The sequence below is a fragment of the Pseudomonas sp. LAMO17WK12:I1 genome, assembly GCF_900177315.1.
In the GTDB taxonomy this organism is placed as follows: Bacteria; Pseudomonadota; Gammaproteobacteria; order Pseudomonadales; family Pseudomonadaceae; genus Aquipseudomonas; species Aquipseudomonas marginalis.
In genome coordinates this window covers 1-23,123 of the sequence record NZ_FWZV01000007.1, presented here as the reverse complement: position 1 = coordinate 23,123, position 23,123 = coordinate 1, and the positions used below count along the sequence as shown (strand labels likewise).

The following is a 23,123-nucleotide window of genomic DNA, read 5'->3' as shown; positions in this document are numbered from 1 at the left end:
CCGATTTCCAAGGGGCTATCGCGCCGGCAGCAGTTTCAGCGTGCCGCGGGTATTGGCCGTGACTTCCTCATCACTGAAATGCGCCTGCTCGTAACCCCCTTCGATATAGGTCTCGGCCTGGTCGCCATAGTGCTTGTCGAACGGCACGCCGCTTTGCCCCACCGGATTGATGGTGAGGGCGTGGGCCACGTCGGCAAAGTCGATCAGGCGCCGGGTGGACGGGCCGTAGGTCACCGGCCAGGGCGCGGGGCCGATGACGGCCGACTGGTTGTTCGGCACTTCGTGGGTGCCGGGGGCCGGGAACGGACCGACGTTGACGATCAGGTCCAAGGGTTTCTGCGAGCCCAGCGGATGGCCGTGGGTCAGGGTATGGGCCTTGCCCCACTGCCATTGCGTCGGGTCATCGCCGAAGGTGGCCTTGAGGTGCGCGAGGCTGTTGTCCCAGGCCCGTTTGACGGTGGCGGTGCGCTTGCCGTCCCACCAGGGCGAGGCCGGGTCGGCAGCCAGGCGGGGCAGGGCGGCGTCGATCACGCGGGTGGTGAGCAGGGTCTTGAACATCCCGTCACCCAGCTTCGGGTGGAAGGCCGCGTCGGCGAGGTTGAACAGGAACTGGTTGAACAGCGTGGCGCTGGTGGAATCCAGCGGGTAGTCACCCTTCCAGCCGGCCAGCTGTTCCACCAGCTTCAACTGCGCCGGGTCCGTGACCGCCTCGCGCAGCACCGGCAACAGCGGCGCCAGCAGGCGCGGGCCGAAGGCGGTGGTGGTGCCCAGTTGCAGGGCCTGGCTGTTGGTCACATCCCACTTCACGCTCTTGTCGCTCAACTGCGCGTTCAACTGCTGGCCCCGGTCGGCGAGGTTGTAATAGCCGGGGATTTGCATGCCGGTGGGCGACACCGGCTGGGCATTGGCCGACACCACATAGCCCCGCGCCGGGTTTTCTTCCTGGGGGTTGGCGCTGAAGGGGTAGAAGCCCAGCTTGTCGGCCTCGGCGGTGCTGCCGTCGAGGATAAACCCTGGGTGGGTACCTGCCGGGCGAATCGGCAACTGTGCCGCCGCCCACCAGCCGATATCGCCCCTGGCATTGGCCCACACGATATTCAGCCCCGGTGCGGACACCTTTGCCGCCGCCGTACGGGCCTTGGCCAACGTGTCGGCGCGGTTGAGCTGGTAGAAACCTTCGAGGATCGGGTTCTGGGTGTCGAGGAACGCCCACCACATGGCAATCGGCGTCTTGCCGCCGTTCTCGCCAAGCACGTCATTGACGATCGGGCCGTGGGGTGACTGGCGCAGGGTGAGGCTGACCGGTGCCTGGCCTTTGACGGCGATCTGTTGCTCGCTGCGGGTCATGTCGACCCACTGGCCGTGGTACCAGACCTGATTGGGGTTGTCCGGGTTGACCTTTTCGGCGATCAGGTCGAGGTCGTCGTTCTGGAACATGGTCAGGCTCCAGCCGAAATCCAGGTTGTGCCCCAGGAACGCCACGGGTACCAGCGCGTTGTGATAGCCATACAGCTCGAAGCCCGGCGCCGACAACTGCGCCTCGTACCACACCGACGGCACCGAGAAGCGAATATGCGGGTCACCCGCCAGCAGCGGTTTGCCGCTCTTGGTGCGACTGCCACTGATGGCCCAGGCGTTGCTGCCCTCGAACTGCGGCAAACCGTTGTCGGCCAGGGCCTGCTCACTCAGCGCGGCGAGGGCGCCGAGGGTGTTCCAGTCACTATCGGCCAGGTTGAGGGCGCCCTTGGGTTGCCAGTCGAGGTCGAAGACGTTCAGGTAGTCGCTGCCCAGTTGGTCGCGGACGTAAGTCAGTAAGGGCTCGGTACGAAACGCAGCGGCAAAACTGTAGGCCATGTACCCGGCGACGCTGATGGTGTCCTCGGCGGTAAACGCGCGCCTGGGGATGCCCAGCACGTCGAACTCCATCGGGCGGGCGTGGCTGTCCTGATACTGGTTGATCCCGTCCAGATAGGCCTGCAGGGCCTTCCAGTGCGCCGATTCATGGTCCTGCTGGGCCACGTAGGTGGCGGCGCGGTCGCGAATGCGCAGGCTGCGGAACAGCTTGTCGGTCTCCAGCAGCTTCGGCCCGAGCACCTCGGCCAGTTCGCCACGGGCCAGGCGGCGCATGATCTCCATCTGGAACAGGCGGTCCTGGGCATGCACGTAGCCCAGGGCGCGGTACAGGTCGGTCTCGTTCTCGGCGCGAATATGCGGCACGCCACGGTCGTCGTAGCGCACGGTGACCGAGCCTTGCAGGTTGGCCAGTTCAACCGTGCCCTGGCGGGTGGGTTGCTTGCTGTAGACGTACCAGCCCGCTCCGAGGCCGATCAGCACCAGCAGAACCGCAAGAACCTGCAGGACGCGCTTCATGAACATTCCTTACCAAGAGTGGGGTGGCGGGCTACTCATCTTTTGACCACGAACAATAGCAGCCCACCGCCAGGGTGTGCGTGGCGTTCACGTCTCGGCCGGCTTCAAGGGCTTTCAGGATCGGCTCGATAAAACTGTTACTGGCGTTACACGTCAGCCCTTCGCTGTAGGGCCCGAAATACGCGAGCTTGCCGGTGCGGTCCCAGATGCCCACGGCGGGGCTGGCCGGCACCTGGTCGGCGCCGGGCAGGGCGGTGAGGGTTTTCATCTTGCGCAGGTTATCGGGCAACTGGCCGTGGCTGCCGGCTTTTTGCAGGGCATAGAACTCGACGCCCTGGGGCGCGTATTGCTCGATCAACTCGCCCAGGTGCTGCTGGTTGCCGACATTGCACGGGCACGCCGGATCCCAGAAATGCACCAGGCGGATCGGCCCGGGGCCGCTGAGTTCGGCGGGCAGGCGCAGGGCGTCGCCGGAGAATACCGCGGTGTGTTCGCTGAAGGCGCGCAGATAGCGGCCCTGGAACCAGTCATACGCTGTCCACAGCACACCGGCGCAGATGATCAGGATCAGGCTGGCGAACAGGGCGTTACGGTAAGGCTGTCGCATTCGGATCTATCCTCGCAGGTCGCGTAGCTTGCCATGCTTGTCCTGACAGATGAATATCGCAGCTCGATATTCATCTTCGCCGCAAGTCTGGAAGCCTTTATGCCTGTGACCTTTGACCCTGATCACCTTCGCGAAAGCCTGCGGCCCCTGGTGGATGCGCAACCGCTTTCAGCCGAAGCACGGGTCTACCAGCGTTTCTACGGACTGGACCTGAGTGCACGCAAAGTGCCGACAGTGAGTCGGCTGGGGCGTTTCGAGGTGGCTGGGTTCGAGGTGGTCGCCCAGGTGTGGTGGCCGCCCGTGCCGGTGGCGACGATGTTTATGTTCCACGGCTTCTACGACCATATGGGCCTGTATCGCCACGTGGTGGACTGGGCCTTGGACCAGGGCTTTGTGGTAATCGCCTGCGATTTGCCGGGCCATGGCTTGTCCAGCGGCGTGCGCGCCAGCATCGATGATTTTGCCGTGTACCAGGATGTGGTGCAGGCACTGTTCGCCCAGGCCCAAGCGCTGCAATTGCCGCAGCCCTGGCACTTGTTCGGGCAAAGCACCGGCGGCGCGGTGGTGGTGGACCACTTGCTCAACCATGGCGCTACCAGTCCGGCGCAAGGCAAGACCTTCCTGCTCTCACCGCTGGTGCGGCCGCGTGCGTGGGGATGGTCGCAGGTCAGCTATTACCTGCTGCGCCCGTTCGTCAAAGGCATCGCCCGGCGCTTCAGCGAGAACACTCACGACCCGGCGTTCAAGCCGTTCCTGGAAGCCGACCCGCTGCAACCCCGGCAACTGCCCACCGCCTGGGTAGGCGCCCTGGCGCGCTGGATCAAACGCATCGAAGCCGCGCCACGCAGCCCTCGGCGGCCGGTGATTGTGCAGGGTGAGGAAGACATGACGGTGGATTGGCAGCACAACTTGCAGGTGCTGCGGGGCAAGTTCGACCAGCCCGAGGTGTTGATGCTGTCGCGCGGCCGGCATCACTTGGCGAATGAGATTCCTGAGATTCGTGAAGAGTACTTCCGGTATTTGACAGACCATTTGAAATAACACAATCCAAATGTGGGAGGGGGCTTGCCCCCGATAGCGGTGCATCAGTCAGCTTATCTGTAGCTGACCCACTGCCATCGGGGGCAAGCCCCCTCCCACATTTTATTACTGTGTCAGGCTTGAAGTGCTCTGGCCGACTGCCAGACCTGCGCGAATCGCCGCCAGCGCCGCCTGGTAATACGCCTTACCTTCCGGTGACTCCGCAAACGTCGCGAACTCCTCCAGCTCCGGGTCGGACAAATCCCGATAGACGTACAGCAGAGTGTTGTTCAGGTCATTGCCAATCTGTTGCATCAGTCGCTCGCGCTGGCCATTCAGCATGCCTTGGGCCTGGCCGCCACCCAGCAGGCCGGGGATCATCTGGCTCAAGCTGTCGGCGGCCACGCCGGCGATCGCCAGGCTCACCTCCGCCCCGGCTTCGCGGGCGGGCAGGGCCTGGGCCAGGTGGCCGATGATCAGGCTGCGGGTGGCGTCAGCCTCGATGTGCGGCAGGCCTTGGGCGTTTTTTGCCAACTGGTCACGGCGCGTGGCCAGTAACTCGGCCGCAACGACCTTGCGGCCCAGGGGCGATTGGAAAAACGCCAGGGCCGGCGCAGGGTCTGCCAGGTGCTTGCGTAGCTGGGCTTCGGCGCGCTGGTCCATGGCCTGGGCGGCAAAGCGCTTGTTGCTGTTGTCCACCAGCGCCTGGTACACCGCCGGCGGCAGGCTGTTACGGTAGCGTTGCTGGGCAGCACTGAGGGCGTCATTGAAATGCGCACGTTGTTCGGCCCAGCCGGCGACCTTGTACAACTGGTCATGGCCGTCTGCCCAAGCGGGCAAAACGCAGAACATCAGCAAGGAAAAAAACAAACGACGCATATGGACTCCTGTCAGTCGGCCACTATTGTCCGTGTCGGGCGTAGGATTTGTCGAGAAGTCCTATCAGTCAGCTGACTAAAGTGTATTCAGACGCTCGGCGGCTCTGTCGGATTCATAGGCGTATGGATACTATGCGCGCCATGCAAATACCCCTCGATCACCCCCTGCTGCAACGCATCGTCGATGACCTGGCCGAAAAAGGCTGGTCGCAGCAGAACGGCTTCCTGCCCCAGGCTCTGACCCTGGAACTGGCGGCTGAGTGCCGTAAACGTGCGGCCGAGGGTGAACTGGCCCCGGCGGCCGTGGGACGTGGGCCGGCCCAGGAGATTCGCGAGGGCATTCGTGGTGACCATATCCAGTGGCTGGAGGAGGGCGACGCGGCGGTCTGCGACAGCTATATGGCGTTGATGGACACGCTGCGCCTGGCGATGAACCGTGGTTTGTTCCTCGGCCTTGAGGATTTCGAAAGCCACTTCGCCATGTATCCCCCCGGCGCGTTTTACCTCAGGCACCTGGACCGGTTCCGCGACGATGATCGGCGCATGGTTTCGGCGGTGATCTACTTGAACGACGCCTGGTTGCCCGAGCACGGTGGCCAGCTGCGCATGTACCTCAAGGACGGCGTCGAATACGACGTGGTGCCCAGCGGTGGATGCCTGGTGGTGTTCCTGTCGGGCGAGGTGCCCCACGAAGTCTTGCCGGCTACGCGCGAGCGCCTGTCCCTCACCGGGTGGTTCCGTCGGCGCGGTAACGAGCCGTTCTAACCATGCAAAAGATTCTGATCAGCCGCTGCCTGCTTGGCCACAAGGTGCGCTACGACGGTGGGGCCAGCGGGCCGTTCGATCAACTGGCGGCGTGGCAGGCTGAAGGGCGCGTGGTTGCGATCTGCCCGGAAGTGTCGGGCGGTCTGCCGACGCCCAGGCCCTCCGCCGAGATTCCAGGTGGGCAGGGCATCGATGTCTGGGAAGGCCGCGCCCAGGTGCTGACGGCCGAGGGCGAAGACTTCAGCGCCGCCTTCCTCGACGGCGCCCGGCAAGCCTTGGCGTTGGTGCAGCGCCATCACATCCGCATCGCCATTCTCAAGGCCAATAGTCCGTCCTGCGGCAACCTGCTGACCTATGACGGCACTTTCACCGGTGTCAAGGTCAGTGGCGAAGGCGTAACGGCGGCGCTGCTCAAGCGCCATGGCGTGCAGGTGTTCAGTGAGCTGGAGTTGCCTGCGGCGGCACTGGCGTTGGCGCGCCTGTAGGGGCCTGGTCCTCGAACCACTTCTGGGACAGCGCCTTTAAACGGCCATCGTCCTTCACCCGCTTCAGCGCACCGTCCAGGCTGGTCTTGAAGGCCGGGTTGCCCTTCTGGAACGGGATCGCCAGCTCAGGCTTGTCGTGATAAGCCTCGCTGAAATCGAACTGATCCTTAAGCTCGGCAGTCATAGCGACATGGTTGATGGCCACATCGTATTTGCCGGTTGAGACCCCCGGCAGCATGTCGGCGTCATCGGTGGTGATAAACGAGGGGCGCACGTCCATTTCCTTTGCCAGCAATTCACCCAGCTCGACTTCAAAGCCGGTGAGTTTGTCGCCTTCCTTGAAATTGTACGGTGGTGTGTTGGCTTCAAGGGCGATGCGGAGTTCGCCGCGATCGTTTACATCGTCGATCAGTTCGGCATGAGCCAGAGGGCTCAGAAGGGGCAGCAACAGTAACAGGCCAGGCGAAAAGCGCATGGTCACTCCTAAAGAATTCGAATGTGCGAGGCGCCGTTCAGCATCGCTTTGCTATGGTGGTGAGTGCCTTGGACAGCAATTTGTCGCGAAGTTGTCAGAACCCTACAGATTTCATGGAAAAACTGGAGAAGCGAATGAAAGCCCTATTGTCCCGTGCAACCATTGCCAGCCTGCTGCTGGGTGCCTCGATGTTGGCGAATGCCGCCGATGTTCCGCGTACCCCGGCGCCCAAGGGAGCTGAGGTGTTTATCGTCTCGCCCAAGGATGGCGCGACCGTCGACAAAACCTTCACCGTCAAATTCGGCGTCAAGGGCCTGGACCTTGAGCCGATCGACAAGCAAGTACCTAACGCCGGCCACCATCATCTGCTGGTAGACCAGGATGTACAGTCGCTGAAGGCTGATGAGGCCATCCCAGCCACCGCCACGTCGATTCACTTCGGTAAGGCGCAGACTGAAACCGAACTGACCCTGGCTCCAGGCAAGCACACCCTGCAACTGGTCGCAGGCGACAACGTGCATCGCCAATTCGAGCCCACTGTAGCCTCGAAAGTGATCACGGTTAACGTCAAGTAAGATTTGTTCAGACAAAAAAATGGGAGGCCCCTGCGGGTCTCCCATTTTTTTATGCAGCGTTTGCAGCGTTAGAACAACACGCGGCTACGGATAGTGCCGTTGATGTGCTGCAGCTTCTCTTGCGCCAGGTCCGAGTACTCGGCGTCGACGTCGATCACCACGTAGCCGACCTTCTCGTTGGTCTGCAGGAACTGACCGGAGATGTTGATGCCGTTTTCCGCGAAGACCTTGTTGATCTCCATCATCACCCCAGGGATGTTCTGGTGGATGTGCAGCAGGCGGTGCTTGCCAGGGTGAGCCGGCAGGGCCACTTCCGGGAAGTTGACGGACGAGACCGAGGTACCGTTGTCGCTGTACTTGACCAGCTTCTCCGACACTTCCAGGCCAATGTTGGCTTGGGCTTCGGCAGTGGAACCACCGATGTGCGGGGTCAGGATCACGTTGTCCAGGCCACGCAGCGGGCTTTCGAAGATGTCGTCGTTGGAGCGTGGCTCCACCGGGAACACGTCGATTGCGGCGCCGATCAGGTGCTTGTCCTTGATCGCGTCGGCCAGGGCGTCCAGCTCGACCACGGTGCCCCGTGCAGCGTTGATCAGGATGCCGCCTTTCTTGATGGCGCGGATTTCCTTCTCGCCGATCATCCACTGGGTCTCTGCGGTTTCCGGAACGTGCAGGGTGACGATGTCGGACATGCCCAGCAGTTCGGTCAGGCTCGACACCTGGGTGGCGTTGCCCAATGGCAGCTTGGTCAGGGTGTCGTAGAAGAACACCTGCATGCCGAGGCCTTCGGCCAGTACCGACAGTTGCGTGCCGATCGAGCCGTAACCGACGATACCCAGCTTCTTGCCCCGGATTTCGAAGGAGTTGGCCGCGCTCTTGATCCAGCCGCCACGGTGGCAGGAAGCGTTCTTCTCAGGGATACCGCGCAGCAGCAGGATGGCCTCGGCCAGCACCAGCTCCGCCACGGAACGGGTGTTGGAGTACGGGGCGTTGAACACTGCAATGCCGCGCTCGCGCGCTGCGTCGAGGTCGACCTGGTTGGTGCCGATGCAGAAACAGCCGACCGCCACGAGTTTCTTGGCGTGATCGAAGATCTCTTCGGTCAGCTGAGTACGGGAGCGAATGCCGATAAAGTGCGCGTCGGCGATCTTTTCCTTGAGCTGGGCTTCCGGCAGAGAACTGGTGATGTACTCAATGCTGGAGTACCCGGCGGCCTTCAGTACGTCGACGGCCGATGGGTGGACGCCTTCCAGAAGAAGGAACTTGATCTTGCTCTTATCGAGAGAAGTCTTGCTCATCTGCGTAAACCTGTATCCCGGAGAAAAATGGCAGGGAATCGGATCGCTTAAGCTGACCCGGACGGCAGGAAAGCCGTCACCGCAGAAACGCCCTTGGGCTCTGTCCTGCGGGGGCGGTATGCTAGCATACGCGCCCCGCTAAACACCTATTCCTGCGACGTGAAGCGTTCTCAGGATGACCATGAATTGTTCGAGAGTTCTGTCGATGACCCATCCTGCCCTGATTGATGAGCTAAAGACCCTGGTTGAGCCCGGCAAAGTGCTGACCGACGCCGACTCCCTGGAGGCTTACGGCAAGGATTGGACCAAGCACTTCGCGCCCGCGCCGACCGCCATCGTGTTCCCCAAGACCACCGAGCAGGTGCAGGCCATTGTCCGTTGGGCCAATGCGCACAAGGTGGCGCTGGTGCCATCCGGTGGTCGTACCGGCCTGTCGGCTGCTGCCGTGGCGGCCAATGGCGAAGTGGTCGTCTCGTTCGACTATATGAACCAGATCCTCGACGTGAACCTCACCGACCGCACCGCCGTGTGCCAGTCGGGCGTGGTCACCAAGCAATTGCAGAACGTCGCCGAAGAAAATGGCCTGTACTACCCGGTGGACTTCGCGTCGTCCGGTTCCAGCCAGATTGGCGGCAATATCGGCACCAATGCCGGCGGGATCAAGGTCATTCGCTACGGTATGACTCGCAACTGGGTGGCCGGCATGAAAGTCGTCACCGGCAAGGGCGATGTGCTGGAGCTGAACCGCGACCTGATCAAGAACGCCACTGGCTATGACATGCGCCAACTGTTTATCGGCGCCGAAGGCACCCTGGGCTTTGTGGTCGAAGCCACCATGCGCCTGGACCGTGCGCCGAAAAACCTCACCGCGATGGTGCTCGGCACCACCGATTTCGACTCGATCATGCCGGTGCTGCACGCCTTCCAGGGCAAGCTGGACCTGACCGCCTTCGAATTCTTCTCCGACAAGGCCTTGGCCAAAGTCCTCGGCCGTGGCGATGTGCCGGCGCCGTTCGAGACCGAGTGCCCGTTCTACGCGCTGCTGGAATTCGAAGCCACCACCGAAGAAGTCGCCAACCACGCCCTGGAAACCTTCGAGCACTGCGTCGAGCAGGGCTGGGTGCTGGACGGCGTGATGAGCCAGAGCGAAACCCAGTTGCACAACCTGTGGAAACTGCGCGAGTACATCTCCGAGACCATTTCCCACTGGACGCCTTACAAGAACGATATTTCGGTCACCGTCTCCAAAGTACCAGGGTTCTTGAAGGAAATTGATGCGATCGTCGGCGAACACTACCCGGACTTCGAAATCGTCTGGTTCGGCCATATCGGCGACGGCAACCTGCACCTGAACATCCTCAAGCCGGAAAACCTGAGCAAGGATGAGTTCTTCGCCAAGTGCGCCACCGTGAACAAGTGGGTGTTCGAAACCGTTCAGAAGTACAACGGTTCGATTTCCGCCGAACACGGCGTGGGCATGACCAAGCGTGATTACCTGACCTACAGCCGCTCGCCGGTTGAGATCGAATACATGAAAGCAGTGAAGGCAGTGTTCGACCCGAACGGGATCATGAACCCTGGCAAGATCTTCGCTGTTTAACCGCCCCGAAGGAGTCGTTTCATGAGCTACCAGCACAAGTATGTCGACGGCACCAATATCCACTTTCCTGTCGGTAAAGTGGTGTGTATTGGGCGTAACTACGCCGAACATGCCAAGGAACTGGATAACCCGGTGCCGACCGAGCCGTTGCTGTTCATCAAGCCGGGCAGTTGCGTCGTCCCGCTGGAAGGCGGTTTCAGCATTCCGACCGAGCGCGGTTCGGTGCACTACGAGGCGGAAATCGCGGTGCTGATCGGCAAGCCGCTGTCGAACAAGCCCAGCCGTGAAGAAGTGCTGGACGCCATCTCCGGCTTCGCCCCGGCCCTGGATCTGACCCTGCGCGACAAACAATCCGAGCTGAAAGCCAAGGGCCTGCCGTGGGAAATCGCCAAGTCCTTCGACGGCGCGGCGGTGATTGCACCGTTCGTGGTCGGCAGCACCTTCGCGGACGTGACCGATATTGGCATTCGCCTGACCATCAATGGCGAAGTGCGCCAGGACGGCAACAGCGCGAGCATGCTCAACCCGATCGTGCCGATGATCCAGTACATGGCCGGCTGCTTCTCGCTGCAGGCCGGCGACGTGATCCTCACCGGCACCCCGGCCGGCGTGGGCCCGTTGAATGTGGGTGATGACCTGGTGTTGGAATTGACCGGCGTAAACCGCTTCGAAAGCAGCGTTCGATAAGCACCTGATGTGGGAGGGGGCTTGCCCCTTCCACATTGGGTCCGAATCCATCTCGTGCATCGGCTTTTGCATTTTTTTCACACCCCATCCGGATAATCCTCAGCCTCCTGCGCGCGGGTCCATTGATCCTGTGCTATCACCTACCGCTGACTTTCCGGAAAAGCACCCCATGGCCGTGTCCCTGCCTTCCGCCACACCCAAGCCGCGCTCTCGCTTTGCCTTGCGCTGGTATTCCTGGCTATTTCTGGCGGGTGCCATCGTGTACGGCATTTCCTGGGCCATGCATTGGGACGATCGCGGCGTGCTGTGGCTGTTGGAGGGCTTTGAAACGCCCGCCGAGCGCAGCGAAAGTGTGTGGTTGCCTGACTATCACGTTGTCATCGACGCCAAGGTTTTGCCGGGCATGGAGAAAGACGAAGCCTCGGACGTCTCCTATAACCCGCAGACCAAAACCCTGTTTTCCGTCATGGGTAAAAACCCGTTCCTGGTCGAGCTGAGCCTGCAAGGCGACGTATTGCGCAAGATGCCGCTCAATGGCTGGGACAACCCGGAAGGCTTGACCGTGATGGAAAATGGCCTGATGGCCGTGGTCGACGAACGCCAGCACAACCTGACCATCGTCAAGATCGACGCTGCCACCCAGCAATTGAACAAGGCCGACTTCCCGAGCTATGACCTGGGCCCGTCCAAGGATCAGAACAAAGCGTTCGAGGGGCTTACCTGGGACAAGCGCAATCAGCAATTTGTGCTGGGTGAAGAGCGGCCGCCGGCGTTGTTCACCTGGAAAAGCGACGGCAGCCAGACCCTGGTCGGCGATAAACAGAAACTGGCCAGCAAAGAGCTGGACATGCGCAACCTTTCGGCCCTGGCCATCGACCCGCGCACCGGCCATCTGCTGGTGTTATCGGCCGACTCCCACTTGTTGCTGGAGTTGGACGAGAAGGGTGAACAAGTCAGCTTCATGACCCTGCTCGGTGGCTTCAACGGCCTCAAGAACACCATCCCCCGTGCGGAGGGGGTCACCATGGATGAGGACGGCACGCTCTATATGGTCAGTGAGCCAAACCTGTTCTATCGTTTCGAAAAGCAGAAATAACAGACGAATCACGTCGGATATTTCTCTATTAGCGGCATTCGCCAGACACCAGGGTGCGTTTAAGTTTAAATTCAGACAGGCGTGATATTCATTCGCCACTTTTGACTTTGAGCACCGCCCGATGCGTCGATTTGCCCGCCCCAAACCCATTCTTTTTATGCTGGTGTTGATCGCCCTGGTCAGCGCCGGGGCGGTTGCGCAGCATTTTCGCCTGTTCGAGCGCGCCTGGTTCAACTGGCAGGCCTGGCGTCAGCCGGCGGACGAGCGCTCCATCGGCCTGGCGGATTACCGAGTGACCCTTGAGGCCCAGGTTATCGAAGGGCTCGACGACGATGTCTCGGCCCTCACCTACGACCCGGTACGCAAGAGCCTGTTTACGGTCACCAATAAAAATGCCGAGCTGATCGAGCTGTCCCTTGAGGGCAAGATCCTGCGACGCATCCCGTTGGTGGGGTTTGGTGATGCCGAGGCGGTGGAATTTATCAGCGACAACATCTATGTCATCACCGACGAGCGCCAGCAGCGGCTGATCAAGGTGCATGTGGACGACGATACCCAATTCCTCGACGCCGCCGATGCGGAACAGATGACCCTGGGCCTGCATGTCGGGGGCAACAAGGGGTTTGAGGGGTTGGCCTATGACTCGGTGGGCAAGCGCCTGTTCGTGGCCAAGGAACGCGACCCGATGCTGATCTACGAGGTCCACGGCTTTCCCCATTTCAAACCGGAAAAAACCTACTCGGTGCACGTGATCAACAACCCCAAGCGCGATGCCGGGCTGTTTGTGCGCGACCTGTCGAGCCTGCAATACGACGAGCGCAGCGGTCATTTGCTGGCGCTGTCGGATGAGTCGTTCCTGGTGCTGGAGCTGGATATCGACGGTCGCCCATTGAGCAGCCTGTCTCTGCTCAATGGGCGCCATGGCCTGAAAAAACGGGTGCCCCAGGCCGAAGGGATCGCCATGGATGACGAGGGCACGTTGTATCTGGTCAGTGAGCCGAACCTGTTCTACGTGTTCAAGAAACCCAATCCCTGAGACACATTGGGTTTTGCATCAGGCTTTAAGGGTTTTCACGCCTTCGGAAGTGCCCAGCAGCAGCACATCCGCCGGACGCGCCGCGAACAGGCCGTTGGTGACCACGCCGACGATGGCGTTGATCTGGGTCTCAAGCTCCACCGGGTTGGTGATCTGCATATTGAACACGTCGAGGATGATGTTGCCGTTGTCGGTCAACACGCCTTCGCGGTACACCGGATCGCCACCCAGCTTCACCAGCTCGCGAGCCACGTGGCTGCGGGCCATCGGGATGACTTCCACCGGCAGCGGAAACGCGCCGAGCACCGGTACCAGCTTGCTGGCGTCGGCGATGCAGATAAAGGTCTTGGCCACCGCCGCGACGATTTTCTCGCGGGTCAGGGCTGCACCGCCGCCCTTGATCAGGTTCAGGTGTTCGTCGCTTTCATCGGCGCCGTCGACGTAGAACTCCAGGTCGCTCACGGTGTTGAGCTCGTACACCGGAATGCCATGGCCCTTGAGGCGCGCGGCGGTGGCTTCGGAACTGGCAACGGCGCCGTCGAACGCGCCTTTGTGCCGGGCCAGCGCATCGATAAAGCAGTTGGCGGTGGAGCCGGTGCCGACACCGACGATGCTCTTGTCGTCGAGTTTGGGAAGGATTAAATCGACGGCGGCCTGGGCCACTGCCTGTTTGAGTTGATCCTGGGTCATGCGGGCTCCGGAACGGGCGGGGAGTAAAGAGGGGCGCGAGTATAACCCAACAAAACCTCCGGATTCGTGTGGTCGCCCGGCCAAACGCTGGGTTAGACTCCTTGGCCCTGCCCAACCCGCCCAGTGATTTCCGCCGATGCTTGAACAGTACGTCAAAAAGATCCTCACCTCGCGCGTCTATGACGTTGCCGTAGAAACCCCGCTGCAGACCGCCCGCCAGCTCTCCGAGCGGCTGGGTAACAAGGTCTGGCTCAAGCGTGAAGACTTGCAGCCGGTGTTCTCGTTCAAGATTCGCGGCGCGTACAACAAGCTGACTCAATTGACGGCTGAAGAGCGCGCGCGCGGCGTGGTCACGGCCTCGGCGGGCAACCATGCCCAGGGCCTGGCCCTGGCGGCCAAGGTGCTGGGGGTCAAGGCCACGATCGTGATGCCCAAGACGACTCCGGAGATCAAGGTCGAAGGCGTGCGCTCCCGTGGCGGCAAAGTAGTGCTGCACGGCGATTCCTTCCCGGAAGCCCTGGCCTACTCGCTGAAGCTGGTCGACGAAAAAGGCTACGTCTACATTCACCCCTACGATGATCCGCACACCATTGCCGGGCAGGGCACCGTGGCGATGGAGATCCTGCGCCAGCACCCGGGGCCCCTGGACGCGATTTTCGTACCGGTGGGCGGCGGCGGGCTGATCGCGGGCATTGCGGCGTACGTGAAATACCTGCGCCCGGAGATCAGGATCATCGGCGTCGAGCCGGACGACTCCAACTGCCTGCAAGCTGCCATGGCTGCCGGCGAGCGTGTGGTGCTGCCCACCGTGGGCATTTTTGCCGATGGCGTGGCGGTGGCGCAGATCGGCCAGCACACCTTCGACATCTGCAAACACTATGTGGATGAAGTGATCACCGTCAGCACCGATGAAATCTGTGCCGCGATCAAGGACATCTACGACGACACCCGTTCCATCACCGAGCCGGCCGGCGCGCTCGGCGTAGCAGGCATCAAGAAATACGTGGAGACCCGTGGCGTCACCGGCCAGACCCTGGTGGCCATCGACTCCGGCGCCAACGTCAACTTCGACCGCCTGCGCCATGTGGCCGAGCGCGCCGAGCTGGGTGAAGGTCGCGAAGCCATTATTGCCGTGACCATCCCTGAGAAACCGGGCAGCTTCAAGGCGTTCTGCGAGGCGGTGGGCAAGCGCCAGATCACCGAGTTCAACTACCGCTACCACTCCGGCAGCGAAGCGCACATCTTTGTCGGCGTGCAGACCCACCCGGAAAACGACCCGCGCAGTGCGCTGATCGCCAGCCTCACCAGCCAGGGTTTCCCGGTGCTGGACCTGACCGAGAACGAACTGGCCAAGTTGCACATCCGCCATATGGTGGGTGGGCATGCGGCCCAGGTCAGTGATGAAGTGGTGTTTCGCTTCGAATTCCCGGAGCGTCCGGGGGCCTTGTTCAACTTTCTTAATAAATTGGGCGGGCGCTGGAACATCTCGATGTTCCACTATCGCAACCACGGTGCCGCTGACGGCCGTGTGGTCGCCGGCCTGCAAGTGCCGGCGAACGAGCGTCACCTGGTCCCGGCGGCCCTGGAAGCCATTGGCTACCCGTATTGGGATGAAAGCGATAACCCGGCCTACAAACTGTTTCTCGGTTGAGCGACTACGCTGATTGGGGCGGCCTTTAAGGAAAACGACAGATGGAAACCCTTACCACCCTCAAAGTTATCCACGTAGCCGCCACGGTGTTGCTGCTGCTCAGCGGCCTCGGCCTGGCGCTGCTGGCCTGGCGCAAGCGCAGCGCCGGCCCGGCCGTGACCGTGCAGCGCCCGTGGGCGTTCGTGTGGTTACTGATGGGCGTTTGCATGGTCAGCATGCCGTTTACCGGCTGGTGGCTGGTGCACCTGGTCGGCTGGCCGCTGGGGCAGGCCTGGATCCTGGGTTCCAGCATCCTCTACACCGTGGCCGCGCTGGCCTGGTTCTGGCTGGTGGCACGGCTTAACCGGCTGCGCAAAGGCGAGGGTGGCAGCCTGAATTTCACCCTGGTGCTGGCCGGGGTAAGCCTGGTGGGGTTTGTGGCGATTGCTGGGCTCATGGGCGCCAAGCCGGTTTAATGCGGTGAGGGCTTCTGTGGTGAGCGGGCTTGCCCCGCGCTGGGCTGCGAAGCAGCCCCGACAAAGGCCCGCATTTTTCCTGATGAGACCGGTTGGCAGGTTTTGGGGCTGCTTCGCAGCCCAGCGCGGGGCAAGCCCGCTCACCACGGTTACTCGCTACGCAGGGTAATCACCGGCCAACCCCGTTTCTCGGCTTCAGCGCGCAGATTCGGATCCGGATCCACCGCCACCGGATGCGTCACCTGCTCCAACAGCGGCAGGTCATTCATCGAGTCGCTGTAGAAGTAACTGTCTTCCAGGCTGTGCCCGGTTTCTTCCAACCACCGATTCAAGCGCGTCACCTTGCCTTCACGAAAGCACGGCACATCAGTGCTGCGCCCGGTGTAGCGGCCATTTTCCATCTCGCACTCGGTGGCGATCAGCGTCTCGACGCCCAGGCGTGCGGCAATTGGCGCGGTGACGAAACGGTTGGTGGCGGTGATGATCACCAGCTTGTCGCCAGCGGCGCGGTGCTTGGCCAGCAGTTCAGCGGCCAGGGGCAGCATGATCGGCTCGATGCAGTCGCGCATATAGTCGTTATGCCATTCGTCCAGCTGGGCCATCTCGGTGCGGCCGAGGATTTCCAGGCAGAAGTTCAGGTAGGCGGCGTTGTCCAGCTTGCCGGCCAGGTAGTCCTGGTAGAACTCGTCGTTGCGGGCTTTGTAGGCGACCGCGTCGAGAATCCCCCGCTCGCAGAGGTAATCGCCCCAGGCGTGGTCGCTGTCACCGCCGAGAAGGGTGTTGTCCAAGTCGAATAAAGCCAGGCGCATTGCAGTTACTCGCTGAAAAGTCTGTAAAAAGGCGTCCAGAATACGGTCTTTTCACAAGAGTGCACATAAGGTAAGAAGCCTCGTTGCCGCTGGAACAACCTTTGTGGAACAATGCGGCGACATGCGTTTGCGAGGTTGTTGCCGTGATCGACCCCGATGGTTTCCGTCCTAATGTCGGGATTATTCTTACGAATGATGCCGGACAGGTGCTATGGGCTCGCCGAATCAACCAAGATGCCTGGCAGTTTCCTCAAGGCGGAATCAACCCCGACGAAACCCCTGAAGACGCCTTGTACCGTGAGTTGAACGAAGAAGTCGGCCTTGAGCGTGAAGATGTGCAGATTTTGGCCTGTACCCGGGGCTGGTTGCGCTATCGTTTGCCGCAACGCCTGGTGCGTACCCACAGCCAACCGCTGTGCATCGGCCAGAAGCAGAAATGGTTTCTCCTGCGCCTGATCTCCAACGAGCAGCGGGTGCGGATGGATTTGACCGGTAAACCGGAGTTCGATGGCTGGCGTTGGGTCAGTTATTGGTACCCGCTGGGCCAGGTGGTGACATTCAAGCGCGAGGTTTATCGTCGCGCTCTCAAAGAGCTTGCCCCGCGCCTTTTAGCGCGCGACTGACGACGGAGTTCGACCCCGAGCCATGCTCAATACGCTGCGCAAGATCGTCCAGGAAGTTAACTCCGCCAAGGATCTCAAGGCGGCGTTGGGGATTATTGTGTTGCGCGTCAAGGAAGCCATGGGCAGCCAGGTCTGCTCGGTTTACCTGCTGGACCCAGAGACCAACCGTTTTGTGCTGATGGCCACCGAGGGCTTGAACAAGCGCTCCATCGGCAAGGTCAGCATGGCGCCCAATGAAGGTCTGGTGGGCTTGGTGGGGACGCGTGAAGAACCCCTGAACCTTGAAAACGCGGCCGATCACCCGCGTTATCGCTACTTTGCCGAAACCGGCGAAGAGCGCTACGCCTCGTTCCTCGGCGCACCGATCATTCACCACCGCCGCGTCGTCGGCGTATTGGTCATCCAGCAAAAAGAACGTCGCCAGTTCGACGAGGGCGAAGAAGCCTTCCTCGTGACCATGAGCGCGCAGCTCGCCGGGGTTATCGCCCACGCCGAAGCCACCGGCTCGATTCGCGGCCTGGGCGGCCAGGGCAAGGGGATCCAGGAAGCCAAGTTCGTCGGTGTACCGGGTTCACCGGGGGCGGCGGTCGGTACTGCCGTGGTCATGTTGCCGCCGGCCGACCTCGATGTGGTGCCGGACAAGCACGTCGACGACATCGACGCTGAAATCAAACTGTTCAAGACGGCCCTGGAAGGCGTGCGCGCCGACATGCGCAACCTGTCGACCAAGCTGGCCACCCAGCTGCGCCCCGAAGAGCGCGCGTTGTTCGATGTGTACCAGATGATGCTCGACGACGCGTCCCTCGGGAACGAAGTCAAGACCGTGATCAAGACCGGCCAGTGGGCCCAGGGCGCGCTGCGCCAGGTGGTCACCGATCACGTCAACCGTTTCGAATTGATGGACGACGCCTACCTGCGCGAGCGGGCCTCGGATGTGCGTGACCTCGGCCGCCGCCTGCTGGCCTACCTGCAGGAAGACCGCAGCACCAACCTGGTCTACCCCGACAACACCATCCTGATCAGTGAAGAACTGACCGCCACCATGCTCGGCGAAGTGCCTGAAGGCAAGTTGGTGGGCCTGGTCTCGGTCCTGGGTTCGGGTAACTCCCACGTCGCGATCCTGGCCCGGGCCATGGGCATTCCGACGGTGATGGGCCTGGTGGACCTGCCGTACTCCAAGGTCGACGGTATCGACATGATCGTCGATGGCCATCGCGGCGAGGTGTTTACCAACCCCAGCGAAGTCCTGCGCAAGCAATACGCCGAGGTGGTGGAAGAAGAGAAGCAACTGGCGCTCGGGCTCGATTCCTTGCGCGAACTGCCGTGCGTGACCCTCGACGGTCACCGTGTACCGCTGCTGGTCAACACCGGCCTGCTGGCCGATGTGGCACGCGCGCAACAGCGCGGTGCCGAAGGGGTGGGGCTGTACCGCACTGAAGTGCCGTTCATGATCAACCAGCGGTTCCCGAGTGAGAAGGAGCAACTGGCGATTTATCGCGAGCAACTGTCCGCCTTCCACCCGTTGCCGGTGACCATGCGCAGCCTGGACATTGGCGGCGACAAGTCACTGTCGTATTTCCCGATCAAGGAAGACAACCCCTTCCTCGGCTGGCGCGGTATTCGCGTTACCCTCGACCACCCTGAAATCTTCCTGGTGCAGACCCGTGCCATGCTCAAGGCCAGCGAAGGCCTGAACAACCTGCGCATCCTGCTGCCGATGATCTCCGGCACCCATGAACTGGAAGAAGCCTTGCACCTGATCCACCGTGCCTGGGGCGAAGTGCGCGACGAAGGCGCCGACGTACCGATGCCGCCGATTGGCGTGATGATCGAAATCCCGGCGGCGGTGTACCAGGCCAAGGAACTGGCGCGGCAGGTGGACTTCCTGTCCGTGGGCTCCAACGACCTGACCCAGTACCTGCTGGCCGTGGACCGTAACAACCCACGGGTGGCCGATCTTTACGACTACCTGCATCCGGCGGTGCTGCAAGCCCTGCAACACGTGGTGCGCGACGCCCATGCCGAAGGCAAGCCGGTGAGCATCTGCGGTGAAATGGCCGGTGACCCGGCGGCAGCGGTGCTGTTGATGGCGATGGGCTTTGACAGCCTGTCGATGAACGCCACCAACCTGCCGAAGGTGAAGTGGATGCTGCGCCAGGTTGAACTGAGCATGGCCAAGGATCTGCTGGCGGAGTTGATGACCATCGACAACCCGCAGGTTATCCACAGCTCGCTGCAATTGGCGCTGAAAAACCTGGGGCTGACGCGGATGATCAACCCGGCGTCTGCCAAGACCCTTTAATGGCGATACGCAGCCCCGCCCGTAGCAGCTGTCGAGCGCGCGAGGCTGCGTAGGGCGCGCTGCTGGGTAAGACGGCATCAGCGTCAGAACTTGAGTTCTACCTCTCCGAGCCGTCCACCATGCGGTCCAAAGCTGCGCTCCACCATCCGCCGCGTGCCATCGGCATTCACAATCAACGCCGTGCTCGCCCGTGTCCCATAACTGGGGCTGGCGATAAACACACTCGACAGCAAACTCTCCGTCGCCAACCCCACGCCGGTATCCGGCAGCTCGGCAAACGGTGCAATCTGCGGATCGCTCAGAATCTCCAGTAGCGCTTCGGGCCGGGGATCGTTCAGCAACTCACTCAGCGCGGCTTTGGCCTTAAGCAGTTTTGGCCAAGGTGTATCCAGCCCTGCATTGGATAACCCATACACGCCCGCTTTCAACTGCGTCGGCTCGGTGTGATTGGCGTTGTAATGCCACAACTCTTCCCGCGTCCCCACCAGCAGGTTAAACCCGGCATATTCAATCGAACGGCCATTAACGTCGGCCAAATACTGGTCAATCGGCAGCGAACCACTGAGAAACCGTGCCACCAGCTCCCCGCGGGACTTGCGTGCCGGCGGCTGGTGGGGATCACGGATATTGGTCAGGGCCGCAAACCGCCCATCGGCATTCACGCCCAGCCAGGTGCCGCCCGCTTCCTGGTCGCGGCCGGCGTAGACCTCGGGCGCATCCGGCCACTGCGCCAGCGGCAGGCTGGGGCGGGCGTAGAACTCGTCACGGTTGGCCGCGACGATCAGCGGCTGGGCATGGCCCGGCCGCCAGGCAAAAACAATCAGGCACATCAGGCGATTCCCGTTTGTGTTTTTTGCCACTCTACCCACACCGGCAGCGGCGTTCCATCGTATCCAGTTGGGTCGCATGCCTTCCATCCGTTAACATGCCGGACCTGGTTTGGGGGCTCCCATGGAATTTCTGCTGTATTTGCTGCTGGGCGCGTGCGCGGGCGTGCTCGCCGGGCTGTTTGGCGTGGGCGGCGGGATCATCATCGTGCCGGTGCTGGTGTTCAGCTTCACCTTGCAGGGCTTCGACCCGCAGGTGCTGACCCACCTGGCCGTGGGCACCTCCCTGGCGACGATCATCTTTACCTCGGTCAATGCCGTGCGTGAGCACCACCGACGTGGCGCGGTGCGTTGGCCGATCTTTGTCTGGATGACCGTGGGCATCCTGCTCGGCGCCGGCTTTGGTGCGCTGACCGCCGAGGCGATTTCCGGCCCCCACTTGCAGAAGGTCATCGGCGTATTCGCCCTGATCATCGCCGTGCAACTGGCCCTGGAGGTCAAGCCCAAGGCCAGCCGCACGGTACCGGGCAAGCTCGGCCTGACGGTGGCCGGTACCATGATCGGCTGGGCTTCGGCGATTTTCGGCATCGGCGGCGGCTCGCTGACCGTGCCGTTTTTGACCTGGCGCAGCGTGCCGATGCAACAGGCGGTGGCCACCTCGTCCGCCTGTGGCCTGCCGATTGCCCTGGCCAGTGCGTTAAGTTTCATGATTCTGGGCTGGCATGACCCGCTGTTGCCCGCTCATAGTCTAGGGTTCGTGTATTTGCCGGCGCTGCTGGGCATTGCCCTGACCAGCATGGTGTTTGCCCGTTTCGGTGCACGCCTGGCGCACCGGTTGTCGCCGCGCTTGCTCAAGCGGTTGTTCGCCGGCTTGCTGTTTTGTGTCGGTTTGAATTTTTTGCTGTAACGCAGGCTTAATCGCGCCCGGGCATGGTCCGGTCGCCATAACGAATGATTTAACGAGGAGTCGCAATGCTGCCTTACCCGCAGATCGACCCGGTGGCCCTGGCCATCGGTCCGCTGAAAATCCACTGGTACGGGTTGATGTACCTGATCGGCATCGGCGGTGCATGGCTGCTGGCCTCCCGGCGCCTGAACCGTTTCGACCCGACCTGGACCAAGGAGAAGCTCTCCGACATGGTGTTCTGGTTGTCGATGGGGGTGATCGTCGGCGGGCGCCTGGGGTATGTGCTGTTTTACGATCTCTCGGCCTACATCGCCAACCCGACGCTGATCTTCGAAGTGTGGAAAGGCGGCATGGCATTCCACGGTGGCTTTATCGGCGTGATGATCGCGGCCTGGTGGTTTGGCCGGCGCAACGGCAAGTCGTTCTTCCAACTGATGGACTTCGTCGCGCCGCTGGTGCCGATCGGCCTGGGCGCCGGGCGCATCGGCAACTTCATCAACGCCGAGTTGTGGGGCAAGCCGACCGACGTGCCGTGGGCCATGGTGTTCCCGCCGTTCAGCGACCCGGCGCAACTGCCGCGCCATCCGTCGCAGCTGTACCAGTTCGCGTTGGAAGGCGTGGCACTGTTCCTTATCCTGTACCTCTTTTCGCGCAAACCGCGCCCGACCATGGCCGTTTCCGGCATGTTCGCGCTGTTCTACGGGATCTTCCGTTTCATCGTCGAGTTCGTGCGCGTGCCGGATGCCCAGCTGGGTTACCTGGCATGGGGCTGGCTGACCATGGGACAAGTGCTCAGCCTTCCGATGATCCTGGTCGGCCTGGGCCTGCTGTGGTGGGCGTACAATCGCCCGCAACCGCTGAAGCACACCGCGCTTTAAATTCGAATGCCGAGGCCCGCGAGGTCTCGGCTTCAACGATACGGGTAATGACATGAAGCAATATCTCGAACTACTGAACGACGTCGTGACCAATGGCCTGACCAAAGGCGACCGTACCGGCACCGGCACCAAGGCCGTGTTCGCCCGTCAGTATCGGCATAACTTGGCCGACGGCTTCCCGCTGCTGACCACCAAGAAGCTTCACTTCAAAAGCATCGCCAACGAGTTGATCTGGATGTTGAGCGGCAACACCAACATCAAGTGGCTGAACGAAAACGGTGTGAAAATCTGGGACGAGTGGGCCACCGAAGACGGTGACCTGGGCCCGGTGTATGGCGAGCAGTGGACCGCCTGGCCGACCAAGGATGGCGGCACGATCAACCAGATCGACTACATGGTGCACACGCTCAAGACCAACCCTAACAGCCGTCGCATCCTGTTCCACGGCTGGAACGTCGAATACCTGCCGGACGAAACCAAAAGCCCCCAGGAAAACGCGCGCAACGGCAAGCAAGCCCTGCCACCGTGCCACCTGCTGTACCAGGCGTTCGTGCATGACGGCCATCTGTCGATGCAGTTGTACATCCGCAGCTCCGACGTATTCCTCGGCCTGCCGTACAACACCGCCGCCCTGGCGCTGCTGACCCATATGCTGGCCCAGCAATGCGACCTGATCCCCCACGAGATCATCGTCACCACCGGCGACACCCACGCCTACAGCAACCATATGGAGCAGATTCGCACCCAGCTGGCGCGCACGCCGAAGAAGCTGCCGGAACTGGTGATCAAGCGTAAGCCCGAATCGATCTACGACTATAAATTCGAAGACTTCGAAATCGTAGGCTACGAGGCCGATCCAAGCATTAAAGCCGACGTCGCCATTTAAAAGGACTGTCTCGGTCAAAATGTGGGAGGGGGCTTGCCCCGGTACAAACCGGGGACATCGTTTACATTTCTAACCGGGGACATGGTTTACAGGCTAATACGCATGATCAGGAGGTAACTGATCATGCCCTGGAACCAAGAGTCCCCCATGAATCAAAGAATCAAGCTGGTAGCTGATTGGCTTTCTGGCAACTTCACTAAAAG

Annotated in this window: 23 protein-coding genes; 15 read left to right on the top strand and 8 right to left on the bottom strand. The window is 61.6% G+C overall.

All coding sequences use genetic code 11. The features are described 5' to 3' along the window. Nucleotides 1-15 precede the first annotated feature (15 nt). Complete coding sequence (locus B9N88_RS14515; protein WP_027608409.1) at nucleotides 16-2,370, bottom strand: penicillin acylase family protein; 2,355 nt, start codon at nucleotides 2,368-2,370, stop codon at nucleotides 16-18. Nucleotides 2,371-2,401: 31 nt separating this feature from the next. Further along, nucleotides 2,402-2,977 (bottom strand): DUF6436 domain-containing protein, encoded by a 576-nt coding sequence (locus B9N88_RS14510; protein ID WP_027608410.1) that lies wholly within the window; start codon nucleotides 2,975-2,977, stop codon nucleotides 2,402-2,404. Nucleotides 2,978-3,076: 99 nt separating this feature from the next. Here B9N88_RS14510 and B9N88_RS14505 point away from each other — a divergent pair, with 99 nt between their 5' ends. Further along, nucleotides 3,077-4,018: a phospholipase BipL gene (locus B9N88_RS14505; protein ID WP_027608411.1), complete on the top strand. Its 942-nt coding sequence runs from the start codon at nucleotides 3,077-3,079 to the stop codon at nucleotides 4,016-4,018. A 105-nt stretch (nucleotides 4,019-4,123) separates the two neighbouring features. Here B9N88_RS14505 and B9N88_RS14500 read toward each other — a convergent pair whose 3' ends face one another. Further along, nucleotides 4,124-4,876, bottom strand: coding sequence for a DUF2059 domain-containing protein (locus tag B9N88_RS14500; RefSeq protein WP_027608412.1), 753 nt, complete (start codon nucleotides 4,874-4,876; stop codon nucleotides 4,124-4,126). A gap of 131 nt (nucleotides 4,877-5,007) precedes the next feature. On the opposite strand from B9N88_RS14500, the gene B9N88_RS14495 reads away from it, so the two are divergent. Further along, a complete protein-coding gene (locus B9N88_RS14495; protein ID WP_027608413.1) occupies nucleotides 5,008-5,640 on the top strand; it encodes a 2OG-Fe(II) oxygenase in 633 nt (210 codons plus the stop codon). Between the two features lie 2 nt (nucleotides 5,641-5,642). Beyond that, nucleotides 5,643-6,125: a 2-thiouracil desulfurase family protein gene (locus B9N88_RS14490; protein ID WP_027608414.1), complete on the top strand. Its 483-nt coding sequence runs from the start codon at nucleotides 5,643-5,645 to the stop codon at nucleotides 6,123-6,125. On the opposite strand, the gene B9N88_RS14485 is transcribed toward B9N88_RS14490, so the two are convergent. Continuing rightward, nucleotides 6,076-6,600, bottom strand: a complete 525-nt coding sequence (locus B9N88_RS14485; protein ID WP_051429424.1) for a transporter substrate-binding domain-containing protein — start codon at nucleotides 6,598-6,600, stop codon at nucleotides 6,076-6,078. The genes B9N88_RS14490 and B9N88_RS14485 overlap by 50 nt on opposite strands. A gap of 134 nt (nucleotides 6,601-6,734) precedes the next feature. Between B9N88_RS14485 and B9N88_RS14480 the strand changes: the two genes are divergently transcribed. Then, nucleotides 6,735-7,175 carry a DUF4399 domain-containing protein gene (locus B9N88_RS14480; protein ID WP_027608415.1) on the top strand — a complete coding sequence of 147 codons (441 nt, stop codon included), beginning with the start codon at nucleotides 6,735-6,737 and terminating at the stop codon, nucleotides 7,173-7,175. A 68-nt stretch (nucleotides 7,176-7,243) separates the two neighbouring features. On the opposite strand, the gene serA is transcribed toward B9N88_RS14480, so the two are convergent. Next, complete coding sequence (gene serA / locus B9N88_RS14475; RefSeq protein WP_027608416.1) at nucleotides 7,244-8,473, bottom strand: phosphoglycerate dehydrogenase; 1,230 nt, start codon at nucleotides 8,471-8,473, stop codon at nucleotides 7,244-7,246. Between the two features lie 205 nt (nucleotides 8,474-8,678). Between serA and B9N88_RS14465 the strand changes: the two genes are divergently transcribed. From B9N88_RS14465 to B9N88_RS14450, 4 genes are all read left to right on the top strand, one after another. Next, entirely contained in the window at nucleotides 8,679-10,073 is a 1,395-nt protein-coding gene (locus B9N88_RS14465; RefSeq protein ID WP_027608417.1) for an FAD-binding oxidoreductase, read from the top strand. A 21-nt stretch (nucleotides 10,074-10,094) separates the two neighbouring features. After that, entirely contained in the window at nucleotides 10,095-10,760 is a 666-nt protein-coding gene (locus tag B9N88_RS14460) for a fumarylacetoacetate hydrolase family protein (protein WP_027608418.1), read from the top strand. 169 nt (nucleotides 10,761-10,929) lie between these two features. Further along, the gene (locus B9N88_RS14455; RefSeq protein WP_027608419.1) at nucleotides 10,930-11,856 is read left to right on the top strand and encodes an SdiA-regulated domain-containing protein; all 927 of its coding nucleotides are present in this window, start codon (nucleotides 10,930-10,932) and stop codon (nucleotides 11,854-11,856) included. 121 nt (nucleotides 11,857-11,977) lie between these two features. After that, on the top strand, nucleotides 11,978-12,892 hold the full coding sequence (locus B9N88_RS14450) for an SdiA-regulated domain-containing protein (RefSeq protein ID WP_027608420.1): 915 nt from the start codon (nucleotides 11,978-11,980) through the stop codon (nucleotides 12,890-12,892). Between the two features lie 18 nt (nucleotides 12,893-12,910). Here B9N88_RS14450 and rpiA read toward each other — a convergent pair whose 3' ends face one another. After that, nucleotides 12,911-13,582 (bottom strand): ribose-5-phosphate isomerase RpiA, encoded by a 672-nt coding sequence (rpiA, locus tag B9N88_RS14445; protein ID WP_027608421.1) that lies wholly within the window; start codon nucleotides 13,580-13,582, stop codon nucleotides 12,911-12,913. A 136-nt stretch (nucleotides 13,583-13,718) separates the two neighbouring features. Here rpiA and ilvA point away from each other — a divergent pair, with 136 nt between their 5' ends. Then, the gene (gene ilvA, locus B9N88_RS14440; protein WP_027608422.1) at nucleotides 13,719-15,233 is read left to right on the top strand and encodes a threonine ammonia-lyase, biosynthetic; all 1,515 of its coding nucleotides are present in this window, start codon (nucleotides 13,719-13,721) and stop codon (nucleotides 15,231-15,233) included. 41 nt (nucleotides 15,234-15,274) lie between these two features. After that, nucleotides 15,275-15,688, top strand: coding sequence for a DUF2269 family protein (locus B9N88_RS14435; RefSeq protein ID WP_027608423.1), 414 nt, complete (start codon nucleotides 15,275-15,277; stop codon nucleotides 15,686-15,688). Between the two features lie 149 nt (nucleotides 15,689-15,837). Here the strand turns inward: B9N88_RS14435 and B9N88_RS14430 are convergent, their stop codons facing one another. Then, nucleotides 15,838-16,497 (bottom strand): histidinol-phosphatase, encoded by a 660-nt coding sequence (locus B9N88_RS14430; protein WP_027608424.1) that lies wholly within the window; start codon nucleotides 16,495-16,497, stop codon nucleotides 15,838-15,840. Nucleotides 16,498-16,640: 143 nt separating this feature from the next. On the opposite strand from B9N88_RS14430, the gene B9N88_RS14425 reads away from it, so the two are divergent. Both B9N88_RS14425 and ptsP read left to right on the top strand, forming a co-directional pair. After that, nucleotides 16,641-17,120 carry an RNA pyrophosphohydrolase gene (locus B9N88_RS14425; RefSeq protein WP_003176750.1) on the top strand — a complete coding sequence of 160 codons (480 nt, stop codon included), beginning with the start codon at nucleotides 16,641-16,643 and terminating at the stop codon, nucleotides 17,118-17,120. Between the two features lie 22 nt (nucleotides 17,121-17,142). Further along, nucleotides 17,143-19,422: a phosphoenolpyruvate--protein phosphotransferase gene (gene ptsP, locus B9N88_RS14420; RefSeq protein ID WP_027608425.1), complete on the top strand. Its 2,280-nt coding sequence runs from the start codon at nucleotides 17,143-17,145 to the stop codon at nucleotides 19,420-19,422. Between the two features lie 83 nt (nucleotides 19,423-19,505). On the opposite strand, the gene B9N88_RS14415 is transcribed toward ptsP, so the two are convergent. Beyond that, nucleotides 19,506-20,252: an NRDE family protein gene (locus B9N88_RS14415; protein WP_027608426.1), complete on the bottom strand. Its 747-nt coding sequence runs from the start codon at nucleotides 20,250-20,252 to the stop codon at nucleotides 19,506-19,508. A gap of 121 nt (nucleotides 20,253-20,373) precedes the next feature. Here B9N88_RS14415 and B9N88_RS14410 point away from each other — a divergent pair, with 121 nt between their 5' ends. From B9N88_RS14410 to B9N88_RS14400, 3 genes are all read left to right on the top strand, one after another. After that, nucleotides 20,374-21,156: a sulfite exporter TauE/SafE family protein gene (locus B9N88_RS14410; protein WP_027608427.1), complete on the top strand. Its 783-nt coding sequence runs from the start codon at nucleotides 20,374-20,376 to the stop codon at nucleotides 21,154-21,156. A 65-nt stretch (nucleotides 21,157-21,221) separates the two neighbouring features. Further along, nucleotides 21,222-22,034: a prolipoprotein diacylglyceryl transferase gene (gene lgt, locus B9N88_RS14405; RefSeq protein ID WP_027608428.1), complete on the top strand. Its 813-nt coding sequence runs from the start codon at nucleotides 21,222-21,224 to the stop codon at nucleotides 22,032-22,034. A 52-nt stretch (nucleotides 22,035-22,086) separates the two neighbouring features. Next, nucleotides 22,087-22,920 (top strand): thymidylate synthase, encoded by an 834-nt coding sequence (locus tag B9N88_RS14400; RefSeq protein WP_027608429.1) that lies wholly within the window; start codon nucleotides 22,087-22,089, stop codon nucleotides 22,918-22,920. The last annotated feature ends 203 nt before the right edge of the window (nucleotides 22,921-23,123 follow it).